Source organism: Agrobacterium sp. ST15.16.024 (genome assembly GCF_027956545.1).
GTDB classification, from domain to species: domain Bacteria; phylum Pseudomonadota; class Alphaproteobacteria; order Rhizobiales; family Rhizobiaceae; genus Agrobacterium; species Agrobacterium cucumeris.
The window spans coordinates 198,922-224,704 of sequence record NZ_JAQKGO010000004.1 but is presented as its reverse complement, the minus strand read 5'-3'; the positions used below and the strand labels follow the sequence as shown (position 1 = coordinate 224,704).

The 25,783-nt window shown below is 59.8% G+C and carries 15 protein-coding genes; 7 read left to right on the top strand and 8 right to left on the bottom strand.

The window, feature by feature from the left end; all coding sequences use genetic code 11:
• Positions 1-225 precede the first annotated feature (225 nt).
• Positions 226-2,181 (top strand): acetate--CoA ligase, encoded by a 1,956-nt coding sequence (gene acs, locus PL640_RS15770; RefSeq protein WP_269700996.1) that lies wholly within the window; start codon positions 226-228, stop codon positions 2,179-2,181.
• Between the two features lie 96 nt (positions 2,182-2,277).
• On the opposite strand, the gene PL640_RS15765 is transcribed toward acs, so the two are convergent.
• The 6 genes from PL640_RS15765 to PL640_RS15740 all read right to left on the bottom strand — a co-directional run bounded on the left by PL640_RS15765 (position 2,278) and on the right by PL640_RS15740 (position 8,894).
• The gene (locus PL640_RS15765) at positions 2,278-3,285 is read right to left on the bottom strand and encodes a TRAP transporter substrate-binding protein (protein ID WP_046799626.1); all 1,008 of its coding nucleotides are present in this window, start codon (positions 3,283-3,285) and stop codon (positions 2,278-2,280) included.
• Positions 3,286-3,315: 30 nt separating this feature from the next.
• Positions 3,316-4,593 (bottom strand): TRAP transporter large permease, encoded by a 1,278-nt coding sequence (locus PL640_RS15760; RefSeq protein ID WP_269347228.1) that lies wholly within the window; start codon positions 4,591-4,593, stop codon positions 3,316-3,318.
• Between the two features lie 4 nt (positions 4,594-4,597).
• Positions 4,598-5,128 carry a TRAP transporter small permease gene (locus PL640_RS15755; protein ID WP_142842195.1) on the bottom strand — a complete coding sequence of 177 codons (531 nt, stop codon included), beginning with the start codon at positions 5,126-5,128 and terminating at the stop codon, positions 4,598-4,600.
• A 116-nt stretch (positions 5,129-5,244) separates the two neighbouring features.
• Positions 5,245-6,405 carry a fumarylacetoacetate hydrolase family protein gene (locus tag PL640_RS15750; RefSeq protein ID WP_271362563.1) on the bottom strand — a complete coding sequence of 387 codons (1,161 nt, stop codon included), beginning with the start codon at positions 6,403-6,405 and terminating at the stop codon, positions 5,245-5,247.
• A 209-nt stretch (positions 6,406-6,614) separates the two neighbouring features.
• A complete protein-coding gene (locus PL640_RS15745; protein WP_142842197.1) occupies positions 6,615-7,331 on the bottom strand; it encodes a FadR/GntR family transcriptional regulator in 717 nt (238 codons plus the stop codon).
• A gap of 117 nt (positions 7,332-7,448) precedes the next feature.
• Positions 7,449-8,894, bottom strand: coding sequence for an FAD-binding oxidoreductase (locus PL640_RS15740; RefSeq protein WP_271362562.1), 1,446 nt, complete (start codon positions 8,892-8,894; stop codon positions 7,449-7,451).
• Positions 8,895-9,111: 217 nt separating this feature from the next.
• On the opposite strand from PL640_RS15740, the gene denD reads away from it, so the two are divergent.
• From denD to PL640_RS15720, 4 genes are all read left to right on the top strand, one after another.
• On the top strand, positions 9,112-10,098 hold the full coding sequence (gene denD / locus PL640_RS15735) for a D-erythronate dehydrogenase (protein WP_271362560.1): 987 nt from the start codon (positions 9,112-9,114) through the stop codon (positions 10,096-10,098).
• Positions 10,095-10,997 (top strand): NAD(P)-dependent oxidoreductase, encoded by a 903-nt coding sequence (locus PL640_RS15730; RefSeq protein WP_271362559.1) that lies wholly within the window; start codon positions 10,095-10,097, stop codon positions 10,995-10,997. Before denD ends, PL640_RS15730 begins: the two co-directional genes overlap by 4 nt.
• A gap of 9 nt (positions 10,998-11,006) precedes the next feature.
• Positions 11,007-12,791, top strand: coding sequence for an IlvD/Edd family dehydratase (locus PL640_RS15725; protein WP_271362558.1), 1,785 nt, complete (start codon positions 11,007-11,009; stop codon positions 12,789-12,791).
• A 123-nt stretch (positions 12,792-12,914) separates the two neighbouring features.
• A complete protein-coding gene (locus tag PL640_RS15720; protein WP_271362557.1) occupies positions 12,915-13,889 on the top strand; it encodes a threonine ammonia-lyase in 975 nt (324 codons plus the stop codon).
• A gap of 15 nt (positions 13,890-13,904) precedes the next feature.
• Here the strand turns inward: PL640_RS15720 and PL640_RS15715 are convergent, their stop codons facing one another.
• Positions 13,905-15,008 carry an NAD(P)/FAD-dependent oxidoreductase gene (locus PL640_RS15715; RefSeq protein ID WP_271362556.1) on the bottom strand — a complete coding sequence of 368 codons (1,104 nt, stop codon included), beginning with the start codon at positions 15,006-15,008 and terminating at the stop codon, positions 13,905-13,907.
• A gap of 228 nt (positions 15,009-15,236) precedes the next feature.
• Between PL640_RS15715 and PL640_RS15710 the strand changes: the two genes are divergently transcribed.
• On the top strand, positions 15,237-15,380 hold the full coding sequence (locus tag PL640_RS15710) for a hypothetical protein (protein ID WP_142842205.1): 144 nt from the start codon (positions 15,237-15,239) through the stop codon (positions 15,378-15,380).
• A gap of 76 nt (positions 15,381-15,456) precedes the next feature.
• Here the strand turns inward: PL640_RS15710 and PL640_RS15705 are convergent, their stop codons facing one another.
• Positions 15,457-16,635, bottom strand: coding sequence for a M20 aminoacylase family protein (locus tag PL640_RS15705; RefSeq protein ID WP_271362555.1), 1,179 nt, complete (start codon positions 16,633-16,635; stop codon positions 15,457-15,459).
• A gap of 575 nt (positions 16,636-17,210) precedes the next feature.
• On the opposite strand from PL640_RS15705, the gene PL640_RS15700 reads away from it, so the two are divergent.
• Positions 17,211-25,706 carry a GH36-type glycosyl hydrolase domain-containing protein gene (locus tag PL640_RS15700; protein ID WP_271362554.1) on the top strand — a complete coding sequence of 2,832 codons (8,496 nt, stop codon included), beginning with the start codon at positions 17,211-17,213 and terminating at the stop codon, positions 25,704-25,706.
• Positions 25,707-25,783: the final 77 nt, after the last annotated feature.

The following is a 25,783-nucleotide window of genomic DNA, read 5'->3' as shown; positions in this document are numbered from 1 at the left end:
CTTCTGTCCGTCCGCGCCGGTGTCGCGGGCGTGGTATCAACCACTGAATTTCCGGGATATGACGGCTCTATAGCGGCATTGCATCAGAATTGCAATTCTTTGCGAAACAAATGACCTTTGTCTAATTGCCGTGTGCATTTGAACTGCTATGAATTCAACACATGCCTGAGGTGGGAGTCTCAAGGCGCGCTCATAACAGGACATACTTGGTTTCAGGAGGAGTTTATGTCTGCCAAAATCTACCCGGTGCTCAAATCGGCGAAAGCCCGCACGCTCATCGATAATGAGCGGTACCAGAAATGGTATCAGGAGAGCGTCGAGGATCCGGAAAAATTCTGGGACAAGCACGGCCGGCGGATCGACTGGTTCAAGCCCTATACCAAGGTGAAGAACACCTCCTTCAAGGGACGTGTACCGATCAAGTGGTTCGAGGATGGCCTGACGAACGTCTCCTACAACTGTATCGACAGGCATCTGAAGACGCATGGCGAGCGTACGGCGATCATCTGGGAAGGCGACAATCCCTATATCGACAAGAAGATCACCTATAACCAGCTCTATGATTATGTCTGCCGTCTGGCCAATGTGCTGAAGAAGCACGGCGTCAAGAAGGGTGACCGCGTCACCATCTACATGCCGATGATCCCCGAGGCAGCCTATGCCATGCTCGCCTGCGCCCGCATCGGTGCCGTGCATTCCGTCGTTTTTGGCGGCTTCTCGCCGGAAGCGCTGGCCGGCCGTATCGTCGACTGCGAATCAACCTTCGTCATCACCTGCGATGAAGGCGTGCGCGGCGGCAAGCCGATCCCGCTCAAGGAAAATACCGACAAGGCGATCGATATCGCCGCCAAGCAATATGTCATCGTCAACAAGGTTCTTGTTGTGCGCCGCACCGGCGGCAAGACCGGATGGGCGCCGGGCCGCGATATCTGGTACCATCAGGAAATCGCCACGGTGAAACCGGATTGCCCGCCGGCGAAGATGCGGGCGGAAGATCCGCTGTTCATCCTCTACACATCGGGTTCCACCGGCAAGCCGAAGGGCGTTCTGCACACGACGGGTGGTTACCTCGTCTATACGTCGATGACGCATGAATATGTGTTCGACTACAAGGATGGCGAGGTCTTCTGGTGCACGGCGGATGTCGGTTGGGTTACCGGCCATTCCTACATCGTCTACGGGCCGCTTGCGAATTGTGCGACGACGCTGATGTTCGAAGGCGTTCCCAACTTCCCGGATCAGGGTCGTTTCTGGGAAGTCATCGACAAGCACAAGGTCAATATATTCTATACCGCACCGACGGCGCTCCGGTCGCTGATGGGGGCGGGCGACCAGTTCGTCACACGTTCGTCGCGCGACAGCCTGCGGCTGCTTGGAACGGTCGGCGAGCCGATCAATCCGGAGGCATGGGAGTGGTATTACCATGTGGTCGGTGAGGACAAGAGCCCGATCGTCGACACCTGGTGGCAGACGGAAACGGGTGGCATTCTGATATCGCCGCTGCCGGGGGCGACCGATCTGAAACCGGGTTCGGCGACACGGCCATTCTTCGGCGTGCAGCCGCAGCTTGTCGATGCTGAAGGCAATGTGCTGGAAGGGCCGGCCGACGGCAATCTCTGCATCACCGACAGCTGGCCTGGCCAGTCACGGTCGGTTTATGGCGATCACCAGCGCTTTGTCGATACCTACTTCTCGACCTACAAGGGCAAGTATTTCACCGGCGATGGCTGCCGGCGTGACGAGGACGGTTATTACTGGATCACCGGTCGTGTCGATGACGTGCTGAACGTCTCCGGCCACCGCCTCGGTACCGCCGAAGTCGAATCCGCGCTGGTGTCGCATCACCTCGTTTCGGAAGCGGCCGTGGTCGGTTATCCGCATCCCATCAAGGGACAGGGCATTTATTGCTATGTCACGCTGATGGCGGGGCAGAATGGCGATTATGCGCTGCGCGAAGAGCTAGTGAAGCATGTGCGCAACGAGATCGGGCCGGTTGCAACGCCGGACAAGATCCAGTTCGCGCCTGGCCTGCCCAAGACCCGCTCCGGCAAGATCATGCGTCGTATTCTGCGCAAGATCGCCGAGGATGATTTTGGTGCGCTTGGGGATACATCGACGCTTGCCGATCCGGCGGTGGTGGAAGACCTCATCGCCAACCGCCAGAACCGCACGGCGTCCTGATTTTCCGGAAAGGCTGCTTCGGCAGCCTTTTTCTTTCCGGAAACGAAAACACCCGGAAGCGAACTTCCGGGTGTTTCTTATTCAGTACAGACAGGCTTACTGGCCGCGGATTTTCTTCAGGTCGGCCAGAACGGCGTCAACAACGTCCGCACCGATTTCAGCCTTGTGCTTTTCGTAAACGACCATCGACTTCTCGCGGATACGCGCCTGCTCTTCCGGAGACAGCGAGTTGACCTCGAGACCGGCAGCCTTGATCTTTTCCAGCGACTTCTGGTTCAGTTCACGGATGACCTTGCGCTCTTCGTCGCGGCCGACGACTGCGCATTCACGCAGGGCCGTCTGTTCTTCGGGCGTGTAGCTGTCGAAGATCGGCTTGGAGAAAAGGAAGAGGAACGGCGTGTAAGCGTGGTTCGTCTCGGTGATGTACTTCTGCACCTCGTAGAACTTGGAGGTGTCGATCGTCACATAGGGGTTTTCCTGCGCGTCGATCGCGTTGGTTTCAAGCGCCGAGAAGACTTCGCCGAAAGCCATCGGCGTCGCGTTGGCGCCGAGGTTCTGGAAGGTGTCGAGGAAGATGTTGTTCTGCATCACGCGGACCTTGAGGCCCGAGAAATCTTCCCACTTGTTCACGGCATGCTTGGAGTTCGACAGGTTGCGGAAGCCGTTTTCCCAGTAGGCCAGGTTTACGAGGCCCTGTTCTTCCAGCTTCTTGTTCATCATGTCGCCGAAAGCGCCGTCCATGACCGCGTCAGCTTCCTTGTCGTTCGCAAAGAGGAACGGCAGGTCGAAGACGCCGAGCGACGGGATGAGACCGACGAGCGGCGACGAGGACGTCACGACGGCTTCCTGAACGCCGGAGCGCAGGGCCTGCGTTGCCTGAAGGTCACCGCCGAGAGCGCCGCCCCAGAATGCCGTCAGCTTCAGCTTGCCGCCCGACTTGTCGTCGAGGCAGGCCTGCATGGCCTTGATGCCGTTGCCGACCGGGTGATCCTGGTTGATGCCGTTTGAAACGCGGATGTTACGGCTGTTGAATTCGGCCATTGCCGGAGCAGCGGCGCCTACGGCGAAAGCGATGGCCGTGGTGGTCAGAAGAAGCTTTCTCATAATATCCTCCCTTGGATTGTGTTCGAGAAATTAACGAAGGTACTGCAACGGAACCATGACGATGTCGGGGAAAATCACCAGCAGCGCCAGGACGATGGTTTCGGCAACGAGGAACGGCCACACGCCGATCGTGACCTTGCCGAGCGGGATGCGGCCGACGCCGCTGACGACGTTGAGAACCACGCCGACAGGAGGGGTAATCAGGCCGATGGCGTTGTTGATAATGAAGAGAACGCCGAAATAGACCGGGTCGATGCCCGCCTGCTTGATGATGGGCATCAGAACAGGCGTGAGGATCAGGATGGTCGGCGTCAGGTCGAGCGCGGTGCCGACGATGAAGACCAGCACCATGATGACGACCATCAGCAGCATCGGACGATCGATCAGCGGCTCGATATAGCTTGCGACTTCGTTCGGAATGTTCGCTGCCGTGATGAGCCATGCGGAGACGAGCGCTGCGCAGACGAGGAACATGATGATCGAGGTGCTTTTGGCGGCGCGCAGAAGCACATGGAAGAGATCCGCCGGCTTCAGTTCGCGGTAGATCACCATGCCGACGAAAAGCGCGTAAGCGGCTGCCACGACGGCGGCTTCCGTCGGCGTCATGATGCCGGCCTTGATGCCGCCCAGAATGATGACGGGCATGCCCAGCGCCCAGCCGGCACGCGCGGTGGCGACGAGACGTTCCTTGGCGGTGGTTTTCGGCAGCGGCTTGATGTTGTCCTTGCGCACCACGATCAGCCAGGCGACGATCAGCGAAATACCCATCAGAATGCCGGGAACGATACCTGCAAGAAACAGCTGGGTGATCGAGACGTTGGCGGCGACACCGAAAACGATGAAGGCCATGGACGGCGGAATGACCGGGGCGATGATGCCGCCTGCGGCGATGAGGCCACCGGAGCGCGGAATATTGTACCCGGCCTTGGCCATCATCGGGATGAGGATTGCGGCGAGAGCTGCGGTATCAGCTGCTGCCGAGCCGGAGATGCTGGCCATGATGATGGCTGCGACGATGGCAACGATGCCGAGGCCGCCCCTGATATGGCCGACGCAGGCAATGGCGAAATCAATGATGCGGCGCGACAGGCCGCCGGAATTCATCAGTTCGCCAGCCAGAATGAAGAAGGGAATGGCGAGCAGCGTGAAGGTGTCGGCGCCCGAAATCATGTTTTGGGCGATGATCGCGGTGTTGAACATGCCCATGTACCACATGAGCACGACGCCGCAGAACATCAGCGAGAAAGCGACGGGAACGCCAATCGCCATGGCTCCCAGAAGAGAGCCGATAAAAACGAGAAGGGTCATGGTATCAGCGCTCCGAAAGCTGTTCGATCGTCAGGTTCTCGCCCGCAAACTGGGCGATTTCGTCTTCTGTGACGCGGCCCGTCAAAAGACGGTACAGGCGTTCCAGTGCGATGATGAACATCAGGCCGCCGGTGAACATGCCGATGCCATAGACCCAGATCATCGACAGCTTGGTAACCGGTGCATGCATGCTGGCGTTGATGCCTGACTGCTTCCAGGTTCCCCAGAAGAAGATGGCGGAACAGGCCAGAATGATGATGTTCGACGCGATCATGCAGACGATGCGGGCACGGCGGGAGAGGAACATCACGAGCGTTTCGATGCCCATGTGACTGTTCTCACGAAATGTCAGCACCGCGCCGATGAAGGTCAGCCAGACGAAGAAATAACGCGACAGTTCTTCCGAGACGTTGATGCCGGAATTCATCGTGTAACGCATGACGACGTTGACGAAGACCATGATCGACATGCCGGCGAGCAGCAGGACGAGAATGATTTCGAGAATCCGGTAAAAGAGATTGATGGTCTTTGGCATTTTCCCCTCCCGAAGAAACATCTGGAGCATTTTCGGCGAAGGATCGCCGTCAATGCGCCACCTATTGGTTTTTGCAATTCCGGAGGCAAAACCGCGATGCGGTTTTGCTGAATTGCTTAGAGCAACCCACGTTTCGCCAGGTTGCGCATCAAGGCCACGGTGCCGAATGTCCATTCAGGGCATTCATCCGTCGTCGTGACCCAGTTGATCAACTTGCCGAGCTTGGGCGTGGAGATTTCGACACGGTCGCCCTTGGCGTGGGTGAAGCCGAGACCCGGGCCATGGCGGTCCTTGACCGGCGCGAACATCGTGCCAAGGAAAAAGACGGCGCCATCTGGATATTGATGGTTGCGGTTCAAGAGCTGAGACGCGAGGTTTTCCGGCGTGCGGCTGATTGCCTGCATCGCGCTGACGCCCGTCATGGTGAAACCGTCTTCACCTTCGACCAGAAGCGAGATCTGCGACTGCTTCACGTCTTCAATTGTGAAGTTGCCGTCGAACAGGCGGATGAAAGGCCCAATCGCGCAGGAAGCGTTGTTGTCCTTCGCCTTGCTGAGGAGCAGGGCGGAACGGCCTTCGAAATCGCGCAGGTTGACGTCGTTGCCGAGGGTTGCGCCGACAATGCGGCCGTCGGAGGTGATGGCGAGCACCACTTCCGGCTCCGGGTTGTTCCATTGCGATTTCGGGTGAACGCCGATCAGTGCGCCGCAGCCGACCGAAGCCATGGCCTGCGCCTTGGAGAATATTTCCGCATCCGGGCCGATACCCACTTCCAGATATTGCGACCAGAGGCCCATTTCCTGGAGCAGTTTCTTGACCTCGGCGGCCTTTTCGGAGCCGGCCTCAAGTCCGCGTAGATTGTCGCCGAGAACCGGCGCCAGCCGTCCGCGGATTTCCTGTGCGCGAAGCGGGTCGCCCTTGGCCTGCTCTTCGATCACGCGTTCCAGCATGCTGTCGGCGAAGGTGACGCCGGCGGCCTTGACGGCCTGAATGTCGTTGGGCGCAAGAAGTTCGCCGGCGGAGCCGTCCAGAAAGGCTTCGAACGCACCCAGCGCCACGAACGTACCGGTGTCGGCAAGCCGCTCCACCAGATCCGTCTTTTCCAGAAGTTCCGACATGGTGGGGGAGATGGAGGTGAGGTCATAAAGCACGCCGCCCTTGAGCAGGACGGGGCAGGGGCCGCCTTCGCTTTTCGACCAGACGCGGCCAACGAGCAAAGCGTTTTCATAATCCTCAGGCAAAATTGCGGTAGCGTCGATGGACCTTGCGCCGGTCATATATGTCCTCCCCTTTCAGCCTTCCGACAGGCCGCCTCCTGCGGTCTTATTGTCTGGATGTCTGACAACCTAATCTCATTCTTCTTAGTATGACTTTTCCAACGAGTCTAGCGGTCTCGCCGACAAAATTATCGTCTTTTGTTGCTGGATATCCGCAAAGCCCGGAAACCTGTCCTATAGCTTTACGATTCACGCATTTATTCTTCTATTCAGAAGATATCCAGTTCGAGATTGACCCGGCTTGCGGCACCGATCAGGTGCTTGCGCATGGCGTTTTTGGCGGCGGTCGCATCGGCCTTCTCGACGGCTTCATAGATTGCCACATGTTCGGCGATCGTCACCTCGAGAATCTCACCAAAAACCGCGCGGGAGAAAGCGATGTTGATGGCCGAGCTGATGCGTTCCGCGATGAAGCCGAGGAACATCAGGAAATATTCGTTCTGGGTTGCCTCCGCTAGAATGCGGTGAAAGTCGAGATCGGCGGCAACACCTTCCGTCGACCAGTCGTCAGCGGTCTTCATCTTTTCCAGCGCCGCGGCCAGCCGCGCCAGCTGCTGCGGGCTGCGGTGCAATGCTGCGAGCCCCGCCGCCTCGATTTCGAGCGGCATGCGAAGCTGGAAGAGATCGCGGAAGTTCTCCGGGTCGTTGAGACGGGAGCGCTCAATGCGGATGGACAGCCTCTGCCGGGGATCGGTGACGAATGCACCCACGCCCTGGCGGGTTTCGACGAAACCTTCATTGCGCAACTGCGCGATCGCTTCGCGAATGACCGAGCGGCTGACGCCGAAGGTTTTCGCCAGAACATGTTCCGTTGGCAACCTGTCTCCCGGCCCGAGTTTCGAATCATTGATCTCGCGTGCGATCTCTGCGGCAATCCGGCCGGGCAGATGGTCGTTGCGATGTATCTGATTGAACTCCAGCGTCATGATTGCTCCCGTTCCGCAGAAACGATTGGTTCATTTTACCCGCTGCAGGCGACTTCCTCCTTCGCCGTCAGCGGGTTTTAAAGGGCGGCGAACTCAGCCGCCCTTGCCATTCTTCGATTAGCTATCCGGTTGCAGGCTTATCTGGCAACCGGGATTCATCCGCAAATCGGGGTCGAAGGCATTTTTCAAACCCGTGATCATCCGGCGCTGCACATCCGATAGCCGGCTTTCGAAATCGGAGCGTTTCAGGCGGCCGATGCCGTGCTCGGCACTGATGCTGCCGACGTAACGGTCGAGGACCTCGTTAACGAGCGTCTTGGACTTGTAGATGAACGCCTCACGCTCCTCCGGTGTCGCACCATTGGGCGGCAGGACGTTGAGATGGACGTTGCCGTCGCCGACATGGCCATAGGAAACCGCAAGGCATTCCGGCAGCTTTTCCGCCAGTTCGGCTTCCGCCTCGGCCACGAAAGCCGAAAGTTTCGAAAGCGGCACCGAAATGTCGGTACGCATATGGCTGCCGCGCAGCGCCTGACCCTCGTTCATGCCCTCACGGAAAAGCCACAGCGACTGCGCCTGCGCCCGCGAGGAGGCGATGACGCCGTCCAGTACCAGACCGTCTTCCATGACGCCCTCAAGGAAGCGGCCCATCAGATCGGCGGTATCCACCAGACCGGAGCCGGAAATTTCCATCAGCACATAGGCCGGGTAATCGCCGGCGATCGGCATCTTGAGGTCGGGGATTGCCTCGATCGCCAGCGTGAAGGCCACCGGCGGCATGAATTCGAAGGCGGACATCAGGTCGCAGCATTCGCGGCGGGCGCGACGGTAAAGCTTGATGGCATCGTCAAGCGAATTGAGGCCGAGCAGCGCCGTCTCGACATGTTCAGGATTGGGGTAAAGCTTGACGGCAACGGCGGTGATGATGCCGAGCGTTCCTTCCGCGCCGATGAAAAGCTGCTTCAGGTCAATGCCGCGATTGTCCTTGCGCAGCGTCGACAGGCCGTTCCAGATGGTGCCATCCGGCAGGACGACTTCGAGACCCAGAACCAGCTCGCGGGTCATGCCGTAACGCAGGACATTGATGCCACCGGCATTGGTTGAAACGTTGCCGCCGATGCGGCAGCTGCCCTGCGCGCCGAGCGACAGCGGGAAAAACATGCCCTTGTCTTCAACGGCGTCCTTGAATTCCGAGAGAATGCAGCCGGCTTCCACGACGGCGGAAAAATCGTCGCTGTCTATGGCGCGGATGGCGTTCAGCCGCTCAAGGTTCAGCACGACCTGATGTTTCGGGGCATCGGGAATGCCGCCGAGCACCAGCCCGGTATTACCGCCCTGGGGGATGATGGCGAGGCCGAGTTCAGCGCAGGCGCGCACCGTGTCGGACACTTCCTGCGTAGAACGAGGGCGGATGACGGCCACGGCCGAACTGGTGACATCACCGTGCCAGTCACGGCAATAGCGCAACATGTCTTCCTGCGATGTCAGCAGCAGGGCTTCGCCAAGCCTGTTCTTCAGCGAGAACCGCAATTCCTCGATATCGTGTTCACTCACGATCGTCATTCCACCCTCTCCGTCCAATCCGCCCTAAAATATGAAGGCAAGGGTTTGTGGCCTTGCTTTTGCCGGCGCCCCTGCTTTTGTTAGTTTGTGAAAAAATACTATTTTCAATCGGATCATATAAGGTTATCAGACAACCTTACAAGCTAATTTATCGGTCCATCGGCCGATGATGTTTTTTCGGTCTCGGGAGAATGACCGGGACACAGAGGAGGAAGACATGCATATCGCAATCATCGGCGCCGCAGGCATGGTTGGCCGCAAGCTGACGCAGCGTCTCGTGAAAGATGGATCGCTGGGTGGCAAGCCGATCGAAAAATTCACGCTTATCGACGTGTTCCAGCCCGAAGCGCCCGCCGGTTTTTCCGGTGCTGTCGATGCGCGCGCAGCTGATCTCTCCGCTCCGGGTGAAGCTGAAAAGCTGGTAGATGCCCGTCCGGATGCCATCTTCCATCTCGCCGCCATCGTGTCCGGCGAAGCCGAACTCGATTTTGACAAGGGCTACCGTATCAATCTCGACGGCACCCGTTATCTCTTCGATGCCATCCGCATTGCCAACGGCAAGGATGGTTATAAGCCGCGCGTGGTCTTCACCTCGTCGATTGCCGTGTTTGGTGCGCCGCTTCCCTATCCGATCCCGGATGAATTCCACACCACGCCGCTGACAAGCTATGGCACACAGAAAGCGATCTGCGAGCTGCTGCTGTCCGATTACAGCCGACGCGGGTTCTTCGATGGTATCGGCATCCGCCTGCCCACCATTTGCATCCGCCCCGGCAAGCCGAATGCGGCCGCCTCCGGCTTCTTCTCCAATATCCTGCGTGAGCCGCTGGTCGGCCAGGAAGCAGTTCTGCCGGTGCCGGAAAGCATTCGCCACTGGCACGCCTCGCCGCGTTCTGCCGTCGGTTTCCTTCTTCATGGTGCGACGATTGACGTCGAAAAGGTCGGTCCGCGCCGCAACCTGTCGATGCCCGGCCTCAGCGCCACTGTTGGCGAACAGATTGAGGCGCTGCGCAAGGTGGCTGGCGAAAAGGCCGTTGCCCTCATCCGCCGCGAGCCGAACGAGATGATCATGCGCATGTGCGAGGGCTGGGCACCCGGCTTTGAGGCCAAGCGTGCCCGCGAGCTGGGCTTCACGGCTGAAAGCTCCTTCGAAGAGATCATTCAGGTGCATATCGAAGACGAACTGGGAGGTTCATTGAAATGAGTGTCGGTCGGGAGGAGAAAAAGCGGTCGGTTGCCTTTATCGGCACGGGCCTGATGGGTGGGCCGATGGCCCGGCGTCTGTTGGGTGCGGGCTTTTCGGTTTCGGTCTGGAACCGCAGTGTTGATAAGGCGCAGGCTCTCGTTGCCGATGGCGCGGTTGTTGCGGCATCGCCCGCTGAGGCCGCCAAAGGCGCCGACATCGTCATCACCATGTTGAGCGATGGCAAAGCCGTGGGTGAGGTGCTGTTCGAGAATGGGGTCGCTGAAGCGCTCGAAAAGGGTGCTGTCGTGATCGACAGCAGCTCGATTGCGCCGCCGATCGCACGCGAGCATTCCTCGCGGCTTGAGGCGCTTGGCATTCATCACGTCGATGCGCCGGTCTCCGGCGGTGTTCCGGGCGCGACGGCCGGCACGCTTGCCATCATGGCTGGCGGTGACGAGGCTCTGGTCGCCGGTCTTGCGGATGTCTTTGCGCCGATGGGCCGGCTGACCTATGTCGGTCCCTCAGGTGCTGGCCAGCTCTGCAAACTCGCCAACCAGCAGATCGTCGCCATCACCATCGGCGCTGTTGCCGAGGCGATGATGCTGGTGGAAGCGGGTGGCGCATCCCGGGAAGGTTTCCGCAATGCCATCCGCGGTGGTTTTGCCGAAAGCCGGATTCTGGAGCTGCATGGCGAACGCATGGTGAAGCGTAATTTCGTGCCGGGCGGCCCATCCAAGTTCCAGCTCAAAGATCTGAACGGCGTGCTGGCAATGGCGAAGGATATGTCGCTCACATTGCCGCTGACCCAGCAGGTGACGCGGGAATTCGACGACTTCGTCGGCGATGGCGGAGCCGATATCGACCATAGCGGCATCCTGCTTTACCTCGAAAAACTCAACAACCGGGAACAGGGCTGAGGCGATCTGATGAGCGACGACAAGGCACCCATGCGCCGCCTGCGATCCCAGGACTGGTTCGACAATCCAGACCATCTCGACATGACGGCGCTCTATCTGGAGCGCTTCATGAATTACGGCGTGACGCCGGAAGAGCTGCGTTCCGGCAAACCGGTCATCGGTATTGCCCAGAGCGGCAGCGATCTGACGCCCTGCAACCGCGTCCATGTGGAACTGGTCAAACGGGTGCGCGATGGTATCCGTGATGCGGGCGGTATTCCCATCGAGTTTCCGACCCATCCGATGTTTGAAAACTGCAAGCGCCCGACGGCGGCGCTTGACCGCAATCTTGCCTATCTCAGCCTTGTGGAAGTGCTTTACGGTTATCCGCTCGATGGCGTCGTTCTGACGACGGGCTGCGACAAGACCACGCCTTCGGCGCTGATGGCGGCAAGCACGGTCGATATTCCGGCCATTGTGCTTTCCGGCGGGCCGATGCTCGACGGTTATCATGACGGTGATCTGGTTGGTTCCGGCACCGTCATCTGGCGTATGCGCCGCAAATATGGTGCGGGCGAAATCACCCGTGAGGAATTCCTGCAGGCGGCGCTGGAATCAGCCCCGTCGGTCGGCCATTGCAACACCATGGGCACGGCGTCCACCATGAATGCCATGGCGGAAGCGCTCGGCATGTCGCTCACCGGCTGCGGTGCTATCCCGGCCGCTTATCGCGAGCGCGGCCAGATGGCCTATCGCACCGGCCGCCGCGCGGTGGAACTGGTTGTCGAGAATATCAAGCCCTCCGATATCATGACGCGTGACGCGTTTTTGAACGCGATCCGCGTCAACTCGGCAATCGGCGGCTCGACCAATGCCCAGCCGCATCTGGCGGCGATGGCGAAACATGCAGGCGTCGAGCTGCGCGAGGAGGACTGGCAAGTCCACGGCTACGACATTCCGCTCATTGCCAATGTTCAGCCGGCCGGCAAATGGCTGGGTGAGAAATATCACCGCGCCGGCGGCACGCCCGCGATCATGTGGGAGCTTCTGCAGGCCGGCAAGCTTGACGGAAACTGTCCGACGGTTACCGGCAAGACCATGGCGGAAAATCTGGAAGGTCGGGAATCGACCGACCGCGACGTGATCCTGCCCTATGACAAGCCGCTGAAAGAACGCGCCGGTTTCCTCGTCCTCAAAGGCAATCTCTTCGATTTCGCCATCATGAAGACAAGCGTGATCTCGGCGGAATTCCGGCAACGTTATCTGAGCGAGCCGGGCCGCGAGGGGATTTTCGAGGGCAAATGTGTGGTTTTCGATGGTTCGGAAGACTATCACGCCCGCATCAACGACCCGGCGCTTGATATTGACGAGCGCACCATCCTCGTCATTCGCGGAGCCGGTCCGCTCGGCTGGCCGGGTTCGGCCGAGGTCGTCAACATGCAGCCGCCGGACGCGCTGTTGAAAAAAGGCATCACCAGCCTGCCGACAATCGGCGACGGCCGGCAATCGGGGACGGCGGATAGCCCGTCGATCCTCAATGCCTCGCCCGAAAGTGCAGCCGGTGGCGGGCTCGCCTGGCTTCGCACCGGCGACGTGATCCGCATCGACTTTAATGAAGGTGCATGCAACGCGCTGGTGCCGGAGGCAGAGCTTGAAGCGCGCAAGGCTGACGGCATTCCGGCGGTGCCGGCGGATGCGACGCCCTGGCAGCGCATCTACCGTCAATCGGTGACGCAGCTTTCGGATGGCGCTGTTCTGGATGGGGCTGCGGATTTCCGAAGGATTGCCGAGAAGATGCCCCGGCACAATCACTGATTGGCACTGATAAGAGATGATGAAAATCCCCGGCGACGACCGGGGATTTTTCTTTTCCGGACGGTTTCACAATTGATTGCGACCTCCTAATGTACCTGCAAATCCGCATCACAGGAGCAGGGCATGACAGATATTTCCATGATCGAGGCGGCGCGTCAGCGTATCGGCAACCAGGCGGTGCGGACACCGCTGCTGTCATCGCCGTTTCTGGATGAGATTGCCGGGCGAAAGCTCTTCGTAAAGGCCGAGTGCCTGCAAAGGACGGGTTCCTTCAAGTTTCGCGGCGGCTGGTCAGCTGTCTCCGGCCTGCCTGCCGAGGTGCGCGCTAAGGGCGTGCTCGCTTTTTCTTCGGGTAACCACGCGCAGGGTGTGGCGCTTGCCGCCCGCCTGCATGGTGTTCCCGCCGTCATCATCATGCCCTCCGATGCGCCGAAGATAAAAATCGACAATACCCGCGCCTATGGTGCGGAGGTGGTGCTTTATGATCGGGCTAACGAGGATCGAGACGCCATCGGCGACCGGCTGTCGCGCGACCGTGGGCTGACGCTGATCAGGCCTTACGACGAACCCCTGGTCATTGCCGGGCAGGGGACGGTGGGGCTGGAGATTGCCGAACAGGGTGCGGAACTGGGGATCGGTGCAGCCGGGGTTCTGGTGCCCTGCGGTGGCGGAGGTCTCACCTCGGGTATCTCGCTCGCACTTGCCGCGAAAGCACCGAACTACAAGGTCAGGACTTCAGAACCGGAGCGGTTCGACGACGTGGCGCGCTCCCTTGCCGCGGGTAAGATAGAGCGCAACGCCACGACCTCGGGTTCGATCTGCGACGCGATCGTCACGCCGCAACCCGGTAACATCACCTTCCCGATCATGGCCGGGCTTTGCGGAAAAGGCATTGCCGTGACTGATGAGGAAGCGCTGCGGGCCGCGGTCCTTGCCTTCAACCGGTTGAAGATCGTTGTTGAACCCGGCGGTGCGGTGGCTCTTGCCGCGGCGCTTTTCCATGGTGGTGAACTGGGGAGTGAAACTCTGATTGCGGTTGCGTCCGGCGGCAATGTCGATCCCGGGATCATGGCGGACGCGCTGTCGCGTTTTGGCTGAGACGGCTCGCTGAGATTAGTCCCTGAGCCGTTCCGCAATGTCTGCGGCAATCGCCAGTGAGGCGGTCAGGCCGGGGCTTTCTATGCCAAAAAGATTGACGAGGCCGGCAAGTCCGTGGGTCTCCGGCCCGTCGATGCGAAAATCCATGGCGGGTTCGTCGGGTCCGGAAATCTTTGGCCGGATGCCGGAATAGGCGGGTACCAAGGCATTCTCTGGAAGGTCCGGCCAGTAACGCCGTATGGCATCGCCGAAACCCTCCATGCGGCGGGGATTGACGGCGTAATCGATGGTTTCGACCCATTCCACGTCAGGGCCGAACCGGGCCTGACCGGCGAGATCGAGCGTGAGGTGCACGCCGAGGCCGTGGGTATGCGGTGCGGGGTAGATGAGCCGTGAAAACGGCGACTTGCCTGCCAGCGAAAAATAACTGCCCTTGGCAAAACGCGCTTGAGGGATCGCTTGTGCCGGCAGGCCCTCGATCTTTTTTGCCGCCATCGGCGCGACGAGGCCGGCGGAATTGATGAGCAGGCGGCATGTCAGGCTCATCGGCTCTTTGCCGCCGACATGAACCCGGAACCCTCCGCTGATTGCGTGCGCCCTTTCGAAGGGTGCGTTGAAGGCAAGGGCGGCGCCATGGTCTTCCGCTTCACCGAGCAACGCCAGCATATAGCCGTGGCTGTCGATGATGCCGGTTGAAGGTGAAAGCAGGGCTGCCCTGCAGGCGAGAGCGGGCTCAAGCGAAAGCGCCTGCCTTTCATCGATCAGCTCCAAGTCTTCGCAGCCGTTGGCCTCACCCTTGTCCTCGAGCTCTGCCAGCAGGGCGGTTTCAGCTTCATCTGCCGCCGCGATGAGTTTGCCGCAGCGGCGATGCGAAACACCGTGGCTCTGGCAGAAGGCATAGAGCCGCGCCTTGCCCTCCACGCAGAGCCGGGCCTTGAGGCTTCCGGCCGGATAATACAGCCCGGCGTGAATGACCTCGCTGTTGCGGGAAGAGGTCGCGGAGCCGAATTCCCTTTCGCTCTCGAGGATGATGACAGAGAGGCCGCGCATCGACAATTCACGGGCCGTCGCCAGCCCGATTACTCCTGCCCCGATGATGATGGCGTCGATATCCATCATGTCTCCCTGTCTGCAGATAGTCGATTTGAACGAACGCCGCCGCGCCGCGTTAATATTCCGCGATGGGTAGATTGATGCTTGTTGGGAGGCAAGTGGCGACCCCTATTTTTCCCAATTGGCGCTTCTTATGGAATTTTATCTCTACTGGAACGGTAGGGGATGAAGCTATTCTTTGGGTGAAATTAACCACTGCCCGTTCGACGGGCGAGACAGGGAAGGGAGTGCACAATGTCTTATTCCAAGGCAGGAAAAGTGAAAGACTTTGTCGCGCAGCCCCAGTCGCCGCGCAGCTGGAGAGATTCGGTTCATGCGGCTCTTGTCGGCGTCTGCGTGGCGTTTGTCGCCGCCGTCATATTCGGTCTCGTTCCCTGATCCTCCCGGCTTTTCCATCAGGGCACTTGAGAACAAAAGGCCGGTCGCTCCTCCGACCGGCCTTTTTCATGCGCATTCACACCTTTAGATAATCCTCGGCCAGATCGACCCAGAAGGCGGTTCCGATCGGCAGGATGTCGTCGTTGAAGTCGAATTTCGGGTGGTGCAGCGGCGGGTCGTTGTCGGTGCGCGCCGTGCCGAGGAAGAAATAACAGCCGGGCCGTTTTTCCAGCATATAAGCAAAATCTTCGGCGCCCATCGACGGACGCTGCATCTCGGCCACCTTTTCGGCGCCGGCAAAACGGCGGGCGAGATCGGCGACATAGTCCGTCTCCGCCTTGTGGTTGATGGTTGCGTTATAACCGCGCTCGTAATCGATGGTGACGCTCATGCCGTAACTTGCGGCCTGGCCTTCGGCTATCGCCCGAATGCGTTTTTCCAGCTCGTCGCGCACGCCCGCATCGAAGGAGCGGATGGTGAGCAGCATCTCCGCCGTTTCGGGAATGACGTTGCTGGCGACACCAGCATGGAATGCACCCACGGTGACGACGGCCGACAGTTGCGGATGGATATTGCGGGAGACCACGGTCTGCAGCGCCATGATGATGCTTGCACCGGCAACGATGGGGTCTGCCGCATCCTGCGGTTCGGCGCCGTGGCCGCCATAACCGTTGACGGTGATCTTGCATTCATCGACGGCGGCAAGGATCGGTCCGTCGCGCAGCACGAATTGCCCGAAGGGCACGCCCGGATCGTTATGCAGGGCAAAAACCGCATCGCAGGGGAAGCGGTCAAACAGGCCGTCCTCGATCATGATGCGGGCGCCGCCGAAATTCTCTTCCGCCGGCTGGAAGATAAGATGCAGCGTTCCATCGAAATTCCGGCGTTCAGCAATGATCTTTGCTGCACCCAGCAGCATGGCGGTGTGGCCGTCATGGCCACAGGCATGCATAACGCCTTGATTGGCGCTGGAATATTCCGCCCCGGTCTCCTCGTGGATCGGCAGGGCGTCAATATCTGCGCGAATGCCGAGCGTGCGTGCGCTGTCGCCATTGCGAAGCGTCGCGACGATGCCGGTGCCGGCAAGCCCCCGCGTTACCTCATAGCCCATTTCCACCAGCTTTTCGGCAATGAAATCCGACGTCTTGAATTCGGAAAGGCCGATTTCGGGATGGCGGTGCAGGTGGTGGCGGATCGCCACCACATCCGGCATGTGATTGGCAAAAGAGGTGATGGTGGCGGTCTGTCTGGTCATTTTCGAAGTCCCGGTTTACGCCGCTTTTTTCCGGCGCCTTTTAGCAAGGACATAGCAGCATATGCCTCTGCGCGTAAGAGGCGTTCCGGTGCCCGAAATGCCCTGAAATTCAGGGCTTGCATCGTGTCGCGACAGGTGGCATGGAACTATTGACGTCCTGGGGCATTAGCTCCTTTCGGATGTGGCGCGGGCCTTCTTGGCTTCGTGTTGCCTTTCAGGTTGTCAACGGGGGACTATCGGGCGTTGCGCGAACAATTTTCGCCGTTGGGGAGTGTGCGAAATCCGGTTGGAACGGCTTTGCCGGGCCGTGGGACAAGATTTTCCTGTCGCCGGAAATACCCTGTTAGCACTGATCTTCCGCCTTGCAGATTTTTCGGAAAAATCATGCCACCCGATGTGGCCCCTACGGATATCCTTCATCGGATGATACGATCGGCCCGACGCCCGGCCCGGTTCACCGAAGGTTCAGGATAAGTCATAAATATAGCGTGGCCCGATTTTCGTGTGTGCTCCCGCCACGGACGAAATGCCGGTCAAGTCGAACAAGTATCCCTTAAGTTCAGAATACGAGCCCGATGTCATTTCATATCACTCCGACCGCCGCCGCCCGTGATTCCGAGACGAAGCAGATTGATCACAACGATTCGATCCGCGCGTCCTATATGACGATCGAGGAATTGCACGATGCGGGTGCCGCGCTTTCCCGCGATGGTGCCGATAGTCTTCCCGGCTTCATGGAATTCGATTTCTTCGAGCGTCACCGCGAGAACGAGAAGGAAATCCTCAGGGTCTACCGCACGACGGCTGTCGATGCGGAAAATGGCGCGACGATCACGCCAGCGGCGGAATGGCTGCTCGACAATCACTACGTCATCGAAGAAGCTATCCAGGAAGTGCGCCGCGATTTTCCGCGCAAATTCTATCGCCAGCTGCCGACGATGACGGTGGGCGGGGTGACGATCCCGCGGGTCATGGCGCTCGGCTGGCTTTATGTCGCCCATACTCACAGCACGGTTTCGCGCGAAAACATGACGGCGCTGGTGGATGGCTACCAGACCTCGAAGACGCTGCAGATCGGCGAATTGTGGGCGCTGCCTTCCATCATCCGTTTTGTCCTCATCGAAAATCTGCGCCGTATCTCCATTCGCGTCGAGCGCTCGCGCCGCATGCGCCAGAAGGCAAACGAGGTCGTTGACGAGATCATCCGCCTGAATGATGCCGAAGCTTCGGCCGCGCTTCTGAAACAGGTCGATTCGCTGGTTGACGATCCGACTTTCGCAACACAGTTCCTTTATCGTCTCCGCAATGGCTCGCAGACCTCCGGTTTGGCGGTTGCTTGGCTTGAAGAGCGGCTGCATGCCGCCGGTACTGACGCCGAAAACGTCATGATGTCGGAACATAATCGTCTGGCCTCTGGCAATGTGACGATGGGCAACATCGTCAAGAGCCTGCGCGAAATCGACGATACCGAATGGTCGGTGTGGTTCGAGGAAGTCAGCCATATCGACAAGGTTCTGCGCGAGGAGACCGATTACGAAGTTCTCGATTTCGGTTCCCGCAACACCTATCGCAACACGATCGAGCTTCTGGCTCGTCGTTCTCCCAAGACCGAAGTTGAGGTTGCGCGCGCCGCTGTCGAAATGGCACGCTCCGATATGCCTGCCGGTGCGGATGAAAATCATCGCGTCAATGTCGGCTCCGTGCTTGTCGGCCAGCGACGGTTCGAGCTTGAAAAGGCTTTGGGTTACCGGCCGCTGGTGTCGCAGCATATCGTCCGCTCGATGCGCAAGTTCAACTGGCTGGCAATCGCCGCGCCGGTGCTTCTGATCACCGCGATTGCCATGCTGGCGGTCGGCTGGTTCCTCGCGGAAGCGGGCATGCCCTGGTATGTCGTCACCGCCTTCCTGCTGATGTTCGCATTGCCGGCCTCGGAAGGGGCGACGGGTCTCTTCAACACGCTCGTCACCTTCTTCGTGAAGCCGTTCCGGTTGGTTGGATACGAATTCAAGAACGGCATTCCACAGGATGCCCGCACGCTGGTTGCCGTGCCCTGCATGCTGACCAGCCGCGACAGCGTTGACGAAATGATGCGCAATATCGAGGTGCATTATCTCGCCAATCCGCATGGCGAGATTTATTTCTCGCTCGTCAGCGACTGGCGCGATGCGCAATATGAGCAATCCGATGAGGATCTTGAGATCCTCGATTATGCCAAGCGCGAGCTTGCGGCGCTGAACAGCCGTTATGCCTTTGACGGCAAGACGCGTTTTTACCTGCTGCATCGACGCCGCATCTACAATCCGGCCGAAGGCTGCTGGATGGGTTGGGAGCGCAAGCGCGGCAAGCTGCATGAGCTGAACATGCTGCTGCGCGGCGACAAGGATACGACATTCCTCGGCGGCGCAAACATCGTGCCGGCCGATGTCAAATATATCATGACGCTGGATGCCGATACGCGCCTGATGCGCGATGCGGTGACCAAGCTCGTTGGCAAGATGCATCACCCGATCAACCGTCCGGTGATCGATCCTGTTTCCGGCCGTGTTGTCGAAGGTTACGGGCTGTTGCAGCCGCGCGTAACGCCCTCGCTGACGACAGGCAAGGACGCTTCCGTCTTCCAGCGCGTCTTTTCGATCAATCGCGGTATCGATCCTTACGTCTTCACCGTTTCCGACGTCTATCAGGACCTGACCTCGGAAGGCACCTTCACCGGCAAGGGCCTCTACGACGTGGATGCCTTCGAGGCAGCGCTGAAGGGCCGTATCGAAGAGAACTCCATCCTCAGCCACGATTTGCTCGAGGGCTCCTTTGCGCGCTGCGCGCTGGTGACCGATGTGGAACTGGTCGAGGATTTCCCGACCCGATACGAGGTGGAAGTGTCGCGCCAGCATCGCTGGGCGCGTGGTGACTGGCAGCTGCTTCCCTTCATCCTTGACCGTGCCCGTGGCGTTACCGCCATCGGCCGCTGGAAGATGGTCGATAACCTGCGCCGCTCGCTCACACCGATCGCCTGGTTCTTCGCCTCGATCCTCGGCTGGTATTTCATGGATCCGCTCGGCGCGTTGATCTGGCAGATCCTGCTGATCTTCTCGCTCTTCGTCGCGCCGACGCTTTCGCTGCTCTCCGGCCTCGTGCCGCGTTCCACCGATATCGTGCCGCAGGCGCATTTCCACACCATCTGGTCGGAAATCCGCGCCACCAATGCGCAGGTTGCGCTGCGTATCGTCTTCATTGCCGATGCCGCCTGCATGATGACGGATGCGATTGTCCGTTCGCTCTACCGTCTGCTCGTCAGCCACAAGCTGATGCTGGAATGGCGCACGGCCGCCAGCATGCAGTCGAGCGCCCAGGGCAGCATCATCGATTATTACCGCCAGATGTGGCATGCGCCTGTCGTGGCGATGCTCGGCCTGCTGTTTGCGGCGCTGCCGGGGGACAATGCTTTCCTCATCGGTATTCCCTTCACGCTGCTCTGGGTTCTGTCTCCCGCCGTTGCCTGGTATGTCAGCCAGTCCGCTGAAACCGAAGACCGGCTGTTCGTTTCGGAACATGTGTCCTTCGAGCTTCGCAAGATTGCGCGCCGCACCTGGCGTTATTACGAGGCCTTTGTGACGCCGCAGGAAAACCACCTGCCGCCGGACAATTTCCAGGAAACGCCGGAGCCGATCGTCGCTTCGCGTACTTCGCCCACCAATATCGGCGTCTATCTGCTCTCCATCATTTCGGCACGCCAGTTCGGCTGGATCAGCTTTGCCGATACGCTGGAGCGGATCGAGAATACGATCCAGACCGTCGAGAAGATGGAGAAACATCGCGGCCATCTCTACAACTGGTATCACACTGACACCTTGCAGACGCTTGGTCCGCGCTATGTTTCGGCCGTGGACAGCGGCAATCTCGCCGGTCACCTGATTGCGGTTTCGTCCGCCTGCCGCGATTGGGCGGAAGCCCCTTCCGCCCATCTTCAGGGCAATCTCGACGGTATCGGCGACGTTGCCGGTATCCTGCGCGAAACGCTGAAGGCGCTGCCCGACAACCGCAAGAACCTGCGCCCGCTGCATCGCCGTCTTGAAGAGCGCATCATCGGCTTCTCGAACGCGCTTGCCTCCGTCAAGCGCGAGCATGAATTTGCGTCGATCCGCGTCATCAATCTGGCGGTGCTCGCACGCGACATCCAGAAACTTGCCACCAATGTCGACCACGAGGTGAAGTCGGCGCAGAGCGCGGAAGTGACGCGCTGGGCGCAATTGCTGGTGGAATGCTGCGAGTCGCATATTTCCGACAGCGCCATCGATCTCACCAATATGGAGCCGCTGCGCCAGCGTCTTGCCTCGCTGCGCGACCGCAGCCGCAACCTTGCCTTCTCGATGGACTTCACGTTCCTCTACCGCAAGGATCGCCGTCTTCTGTCGATTGGCTATCGCGTCGAAAGCAAGGAGCTGGATGAGGCCTGCTACGACCTTCTGGCTTCCGAATGCCGTCTGACCAGCCTGTTTGCCATCGCCAAGGGCGATCTGCCGACCGAGCACTGGTATCGTCTCGGCCGTCAGGTCGTGCCGATCGGTGCGCAGGGTGCCTTGGTCTCCTGGTCGGGTTCGATGTTCGAATATCTGATGCCGCCGCTTGTCATGCAGGAGCGTCAGGGTGGCATTCTCAACCAGACCAACAATCTGATTGTCAAAGAACAGATGAATCATGGCCGTCGTCTCGGCACGCCATGGGGCATTTCCGAAGCGGCTTTCAACGCCCGCGATCACAACATGAATTATCAGTACACCAACTTCGGTGTGCCGACCCTTGGCCTCAAGCGTGGCCTTGGTCAGAATGCGGTGATCGCGCCCTACGCGTCGATCCTCGCCAGCCAGTATGATCCTGATGGCGCGCTTGAGAACCTCGACAAGCTGCGCAAGCTTGGGGCGCTTGGCCAGTACGGCTTCCACGATGCGGTGGATTTCACGCCGACACGGGTGCCTGACGGCAAGGTCTGCGCGGTGGTCTATAACTATTATGCCCACCACCATGGCATGTCGATTGCGGCTGTCGCCAACGTCGCCTTTGATGGCGTGCTGCGCGAACTGTTTCACTCCGATCCGGTGATCGAGGCGGCTGAGCTGCTGCTGCAGGAAAAGGCACCGCGCGAAGTTCCGGTCATGAGCGCCAAATACGAGCCGGAAACACCCGGCAAGGAACAGGCAGACCTGTTGCGTGCAGAAGTGCGCTCCATCGCCGATCCGGCGGTGCGCGACCGCGAAGTGGTGTTCCTCTCGAACGGCCATTATTCGACGATGCTCACCTCCACGGGTGCAGGTTATTCGAAGTGGAACGGCCAGGCGATTTCCCGCTGGAAGGCGGATCCGACAGAAGATCGCTGGGGCACCTTCATCTTCCTGCGCGACACCACCAATGGACAATGGTGGAGTGCGACGGCCGAGCCGCGCGTCATCGAAGGCGAAAAGACCAAAACGATCTTCACCGACGACAAGGCTGAATTCCACAAGACAACAGGTGATCTGCAGAGCGTTGTCGAGTGCATCGTCGCGACTGAGCACGACGCCGAAGGCCGCCGTATCACGCTGCTGAATGTCGGTTCCGAGGATCGCTATATTGAAGTGACCTCCTATATGGAGCCGGTCATCGCGTCTGAAGATGATGACAATGCCCATCCGCTTTTCTCGCGCATGTTCGTGCAGACGGAAATCGGCCGGCGTGGCGATGTCATCCGTGCCTGGCGCAACCGTCGCAGCCCGAACGAGCCGGGTACCGTGATCGCGCATCTGGCCGCCGACAATGCCGGCCCGTCACGCCCGACGGAATTCGAGACGGATCGCGCCAAGTTCATTGGTCGCGGTCGGTCGCTGCGCGAAGCCGCTGCTTTTGATACCGGAGCGACGCTTTCCAGCACGGATGGTTTCACACTCGATCCTATCCTGTCGCTGCGCCGCACGGTGCGCGTGCCGGCGGGCAAGAAGGTGAGCGTGATCTTCTGGACGATTGCCGCGCCGAGCCGCGAGGAAGTCGATAAGGCAATCGACCGTTATCGTCATCCGGACGCCTTCGCGCATGAACTCGTACATGCCTGGACGCGCACGCAGGTGCAGATGCGCCATGTGGGCGTTACCTCGCAGCAGGCGGCCGCCTTCCAGCATCTCGGCCGTTATCTGACCTATCCGGACATGCATCTGCGTGCGGATTCGGAAACGCTGAAAACGGGTCTCGCCTCGCAGCGCGCCTTGTGGCCGCTTGCCATTTCGGGTGATTTCCCAATCTTCAGCCTGCGCATCAACGACGACATGGACATGGATATCGCCCGTGAGGCGCTGAGCGCCCATGAATATCTGCGTTCGCGTGGCGTGATCTTTGATCTCGTTATCGTTAATGAGCGGGCCGCGTCCTATGCGCAGGACATGCAGCATGCGCTGGACCACATTTCCGAGGCGCAGCGCCGCATCAATCCTGCGGATGGCGGTCGCCCACACGTCTTCTCCGTGCGTCGCGACCTGATGGATGAAGAGACCTGGAGCGCGCTTCTCGCCGCCTCCCGCGTTGTTCTTCACGTGCGCAACGGCAAGATTGTCGACCAGATCAACCGTGCTGTATCGCTGTTTGCCGCCCATCGCGGTCCAGATGGTACGAGTGACGCGGCGCAGGCCCGTTTGCCTGTGCCGACCTTCCCAATCGCGGAGCCGGTCGAGGATGCGGGCGATCTCGATTTCTGGAACGGTTTTGGCGGCTTCGCCAAGGGCGGCCAGGAATATGTCGTGCGCCTCAATGGCGGGCAGTCGACGCCGCATCCGTGGATCAACGTTGTTTCGAACGAGAGTTTCGGTTTCCACATTTCGGCCGAAGGTGCCGGTTTCAGCTGGAGCCGCAATTCGCGCGACTACCAGCTGACGCCATGGAGCAACGATCCGGTCATCAACCGGCCGGGTGAGGCTTTCTATGTCGCCGATGTGGAGACAGGAAAGCTCTATACGCCGTGTGCCGCGCTGTCGCGTGATCCCGAAGCCATGTTTGAAACCCGTCATGGCCTCGGATATTCCGTGCTGACCGGTGTAGCGGATACGCTCGAAGTCGAGCTGACACAGACCGTTGATCGCGAAAAACCGGTCAAGTTCTCGCAGGTCATCGTTCGCAACAAGGGCACCAAAAGCCGCCGCCTGAAGGTCTATGCCTATGTGGAATGGGTGCTCGGCAATAACGGCCAGAAGTCCGCGCCGTTCATTCTGAGCAGGCACGATGCTGCCAGCAACGCGATCTTCGCGTCGAACCCCTACAGCATCGACTACAGCGCCCGTACGTCCTTCCTGACGCTCGACACCGAGGCGAGCGGGTTTACCACCAGCCGCCGGGAATTCATCGGCCGCTTCGGCTCGGCACAGGCGCCGCAGGGCATCGTATCCGGTGCCGCACTCAGCGGCAGTACCGAGGTTGATGGTGACCCCTGCGCCGCGCTGATGCAGGAAATCCACCTGAAGCCCGGCGAAGAGCGGCACATGACCTTCATTCTCGGCGATGCCGACAATGCGGAGGAGGCCGAAGCGCTGGTGAAAGATGCACGCCAGGCCGACTTCCAGTCGGTGCTGGAAGAGAGCAAGGCTTTCTGGACCGGCTTTACCGGCCAGCTGCAGGTTTCCACGCCCGATGCCGGCTTCAACCATATGGTCAATAACTGGCTGCCCTATCAGGCGCTGGCTTGCCGAATTCTGGCACGCACGGCCTTTTACCAGTCGAGCGGCGCATTCGGCTTCCGCGACCAGTTGCAGGATACGCTGGCCTTCCTGCTCTATCAGCCGGATCTCGCCCGCAAGCAGATCGTGCGCGCGGCTGGCCGCCAGTTCCCGGAAGGCGACGTACAGCACTGGTGGCTGCCGCTGACGGGCGCCGGTGTCCGCACGACCATCTCGGACGACGTCGTCTGGCTTGCTTATGCGATCAACCAGTATGTCTCGGCCACGGGCGATGCCGCCATCCTCGATGAGAGCATTCCCTTCCTGAAAGGCCCGGCATTGATGCCCGGCCAGCACGATGCTTTCTTCCAGCCGGAGACGAGCGAGCGGTCCGTCACGCTTTACGAACATGCCGCGCTTGCACTTGATCTCGCCATTCACCGCACCGGTGAAAACGGTCTGCCGCTGATCCTCGGCGGTGACTGGAACGACGGCATGAACCGCGTCGGCGTCGGCGGCAAGGGCACCAGCGTCTGGCTCGGCTGGTTCCTCTCAGGTGCATTGCGCGATTTCATCGAGATCGCCGAAAAGCGTGGTGATACCGACCGTGTTGGCAAGTGGGCGGCGCATCGTGAAAAGCTGCGTAATGTTCTCGAAACCGCCGGCTGGGACGGCAGCTATTATCGCCGTGGTTACTTCGATGATGGCACGCCGCTCGGTTCCGCTGAAAGCGAGGAATGCCGGATCGATTCGCTCGGCCAGAGCTGGAGCGTTCTCTCCGGTGAGGGCGAGGAAGGTCGGTCGCGGCAGGCAATGGATGCGGTCATGGAACATCTGGTCGATGAACAGACCGGCATCATCCGGCTGTTCACACCGCCCTTCTCGCGTGCGCCGCATGATCCGGGCTACATCAAGGGATATCCGCCGGGTGTGCGCGAAAACGGCGGACAATATACCCATGCGGCGACCTGGGTTGTTCTGGCGCTTGCCAAACAGGGCCGAGCCCAGGAGGCGTGGAACTGCTTCAAGCTGCTCAATCCGGTCAATCATGCACTCGATGCGGCCTCATCGGAAACCTATCGGGTCGAGCCCTATGTGGTGACTGCGGATGTTTATGGTGAAGGCGCCTATGCAGGCCGGGGCGGCTGGAGCTGGTACACGGGTTCGGCCGGCTGGCTCTACCGTGCAGCGATCGAAGGTATTCTCGGCATCACCCGCACCAACGGCAAACTTCATATATCGCCGTCGCTGCCGGATGACTGGAGCGGTTTCTCGATCAAGATCACGTTGGATGGCAAGGCGAGAAACATCGCCGTCAGCCGCAAGGCTGATACGGCGGAGGTTTCAGTGTCTGTTGACGGCAAGGATCTGGCGGCGGGCGACCGGGTGATACCGTTCGACTGAGGCAATCAGCTCTGTTTTGCTTAAGATCAGGCTCCTGCGGTGACGCAGGGGCCTGAATTTTTATGGCCACTTTTGCA

Excerpts from the sequence above, each read along its gene's own strand:
- PL640_RS15700 (WP_271362554.1), top strand. The coding sequence starts at position 17,211 with ATGTCATTTCATATCACTCCGACCGCCGCCGCCCGTGATTCCGAGACG.
- PL640_RS15725 (WP_271362558.1), top strand. The coding sequence starts at position 11,007 with ATGAGCGACGACAAGGCACCCATGCGCCGCCTGCGATCCCAGGACTGG.
- PL640_RS15745 (WP_142842197.1), bottom strand. The coding sequence starts at position 7,331 with ATGACGCTGGAGTTCAATCAGATACATCGCAACGACCATCTGCCCGGC.
- denD (WP_271362560.1), top strand. The coding sequence starts at position 9,112 with ATGCATATCGCAATCATCGGCGCCGCAGGCATGGTTGGCCGCAAGCTG.
- PL640_RS15760 (WP_269347228.1), bottom strand. The coding sequence starts at position 4,593 with ATGACCCTTCTCGTTTTTATCGGCTCTCTTCTGGGAGCCATGGCGATT.
- PL640_RS15730 (WP_271362559.1), top strand. The coding sequence starts at position 10,095 with ATGAGTGTCGGTCGGGAGGAGAAAAAGCGGTCGGTTGCCTTTATCGGC.
- PL640_RS15755 (WP_142842195.1), bottom strand. The coding sequence starts at position 5,128 with ATGCCAAAGACCATCAATCTCTTTTACCGGATTCTCGAAATCATTCTC.
- acs (WP_269700996.1), top strand. The coding sequence starts at position 226 with ATGTCTGCCAAAATCTACCCGGTGCTCAAATCGGCGAAAGCCCGCACG.
- PL640_RS15705 (WP_271362555.1), bottom strand. The coding sequence starts at position 16,635 with ATGACCAGACAGACCGCCACCATCACCTCTTTTGCCAATCACATGCCG.
- PL640_RS15715 (WP_271362556.1), bottom strand. The coding sequence starts at position 15,008 with ATGATGGATATCGACGCCATCATCATCGGGGCAGGAGTAATCGGGCTG.
- PL640_RS15765 (WP_046799626.1), bottom strand. The coding sequence starts at position 3,285 with ATGAGAAAGCTTCTTCTGACCACCACGGCCATCGCTTTCGCCGTAGGC.
- PL640_RS15740 (WP_271362562.1), bottom strand. The coding sequence starts at position 8,894 with ATGACGATCGTGAGTGAACACGATATCGAGGAATTGCGGTTCTCGCTG.
- PL640_RS15720 (WP_271362557.1), top strand. The coding sequence starts at position 12,915 with ATGACAGATATTTCCATGATCGAGGCGGCGCGTCAGCGTATCGGCAAC.
- PL640_RS15710 (WP_142842205.1), top strand. The coding sequence starts at position 15,237 with ATGTCTTATTCCAAGGCAGGAAAAGTGAAAGACTTTGTCGCGCAGCCC.
- PL640_RS15750 (WP_271362563.1), bottom strand. The coding sequence starts at position 6,405 with ATGACCGGCGCAAGGTCCATCGACGCTACCGCAATTTTGCCTGAGGAT.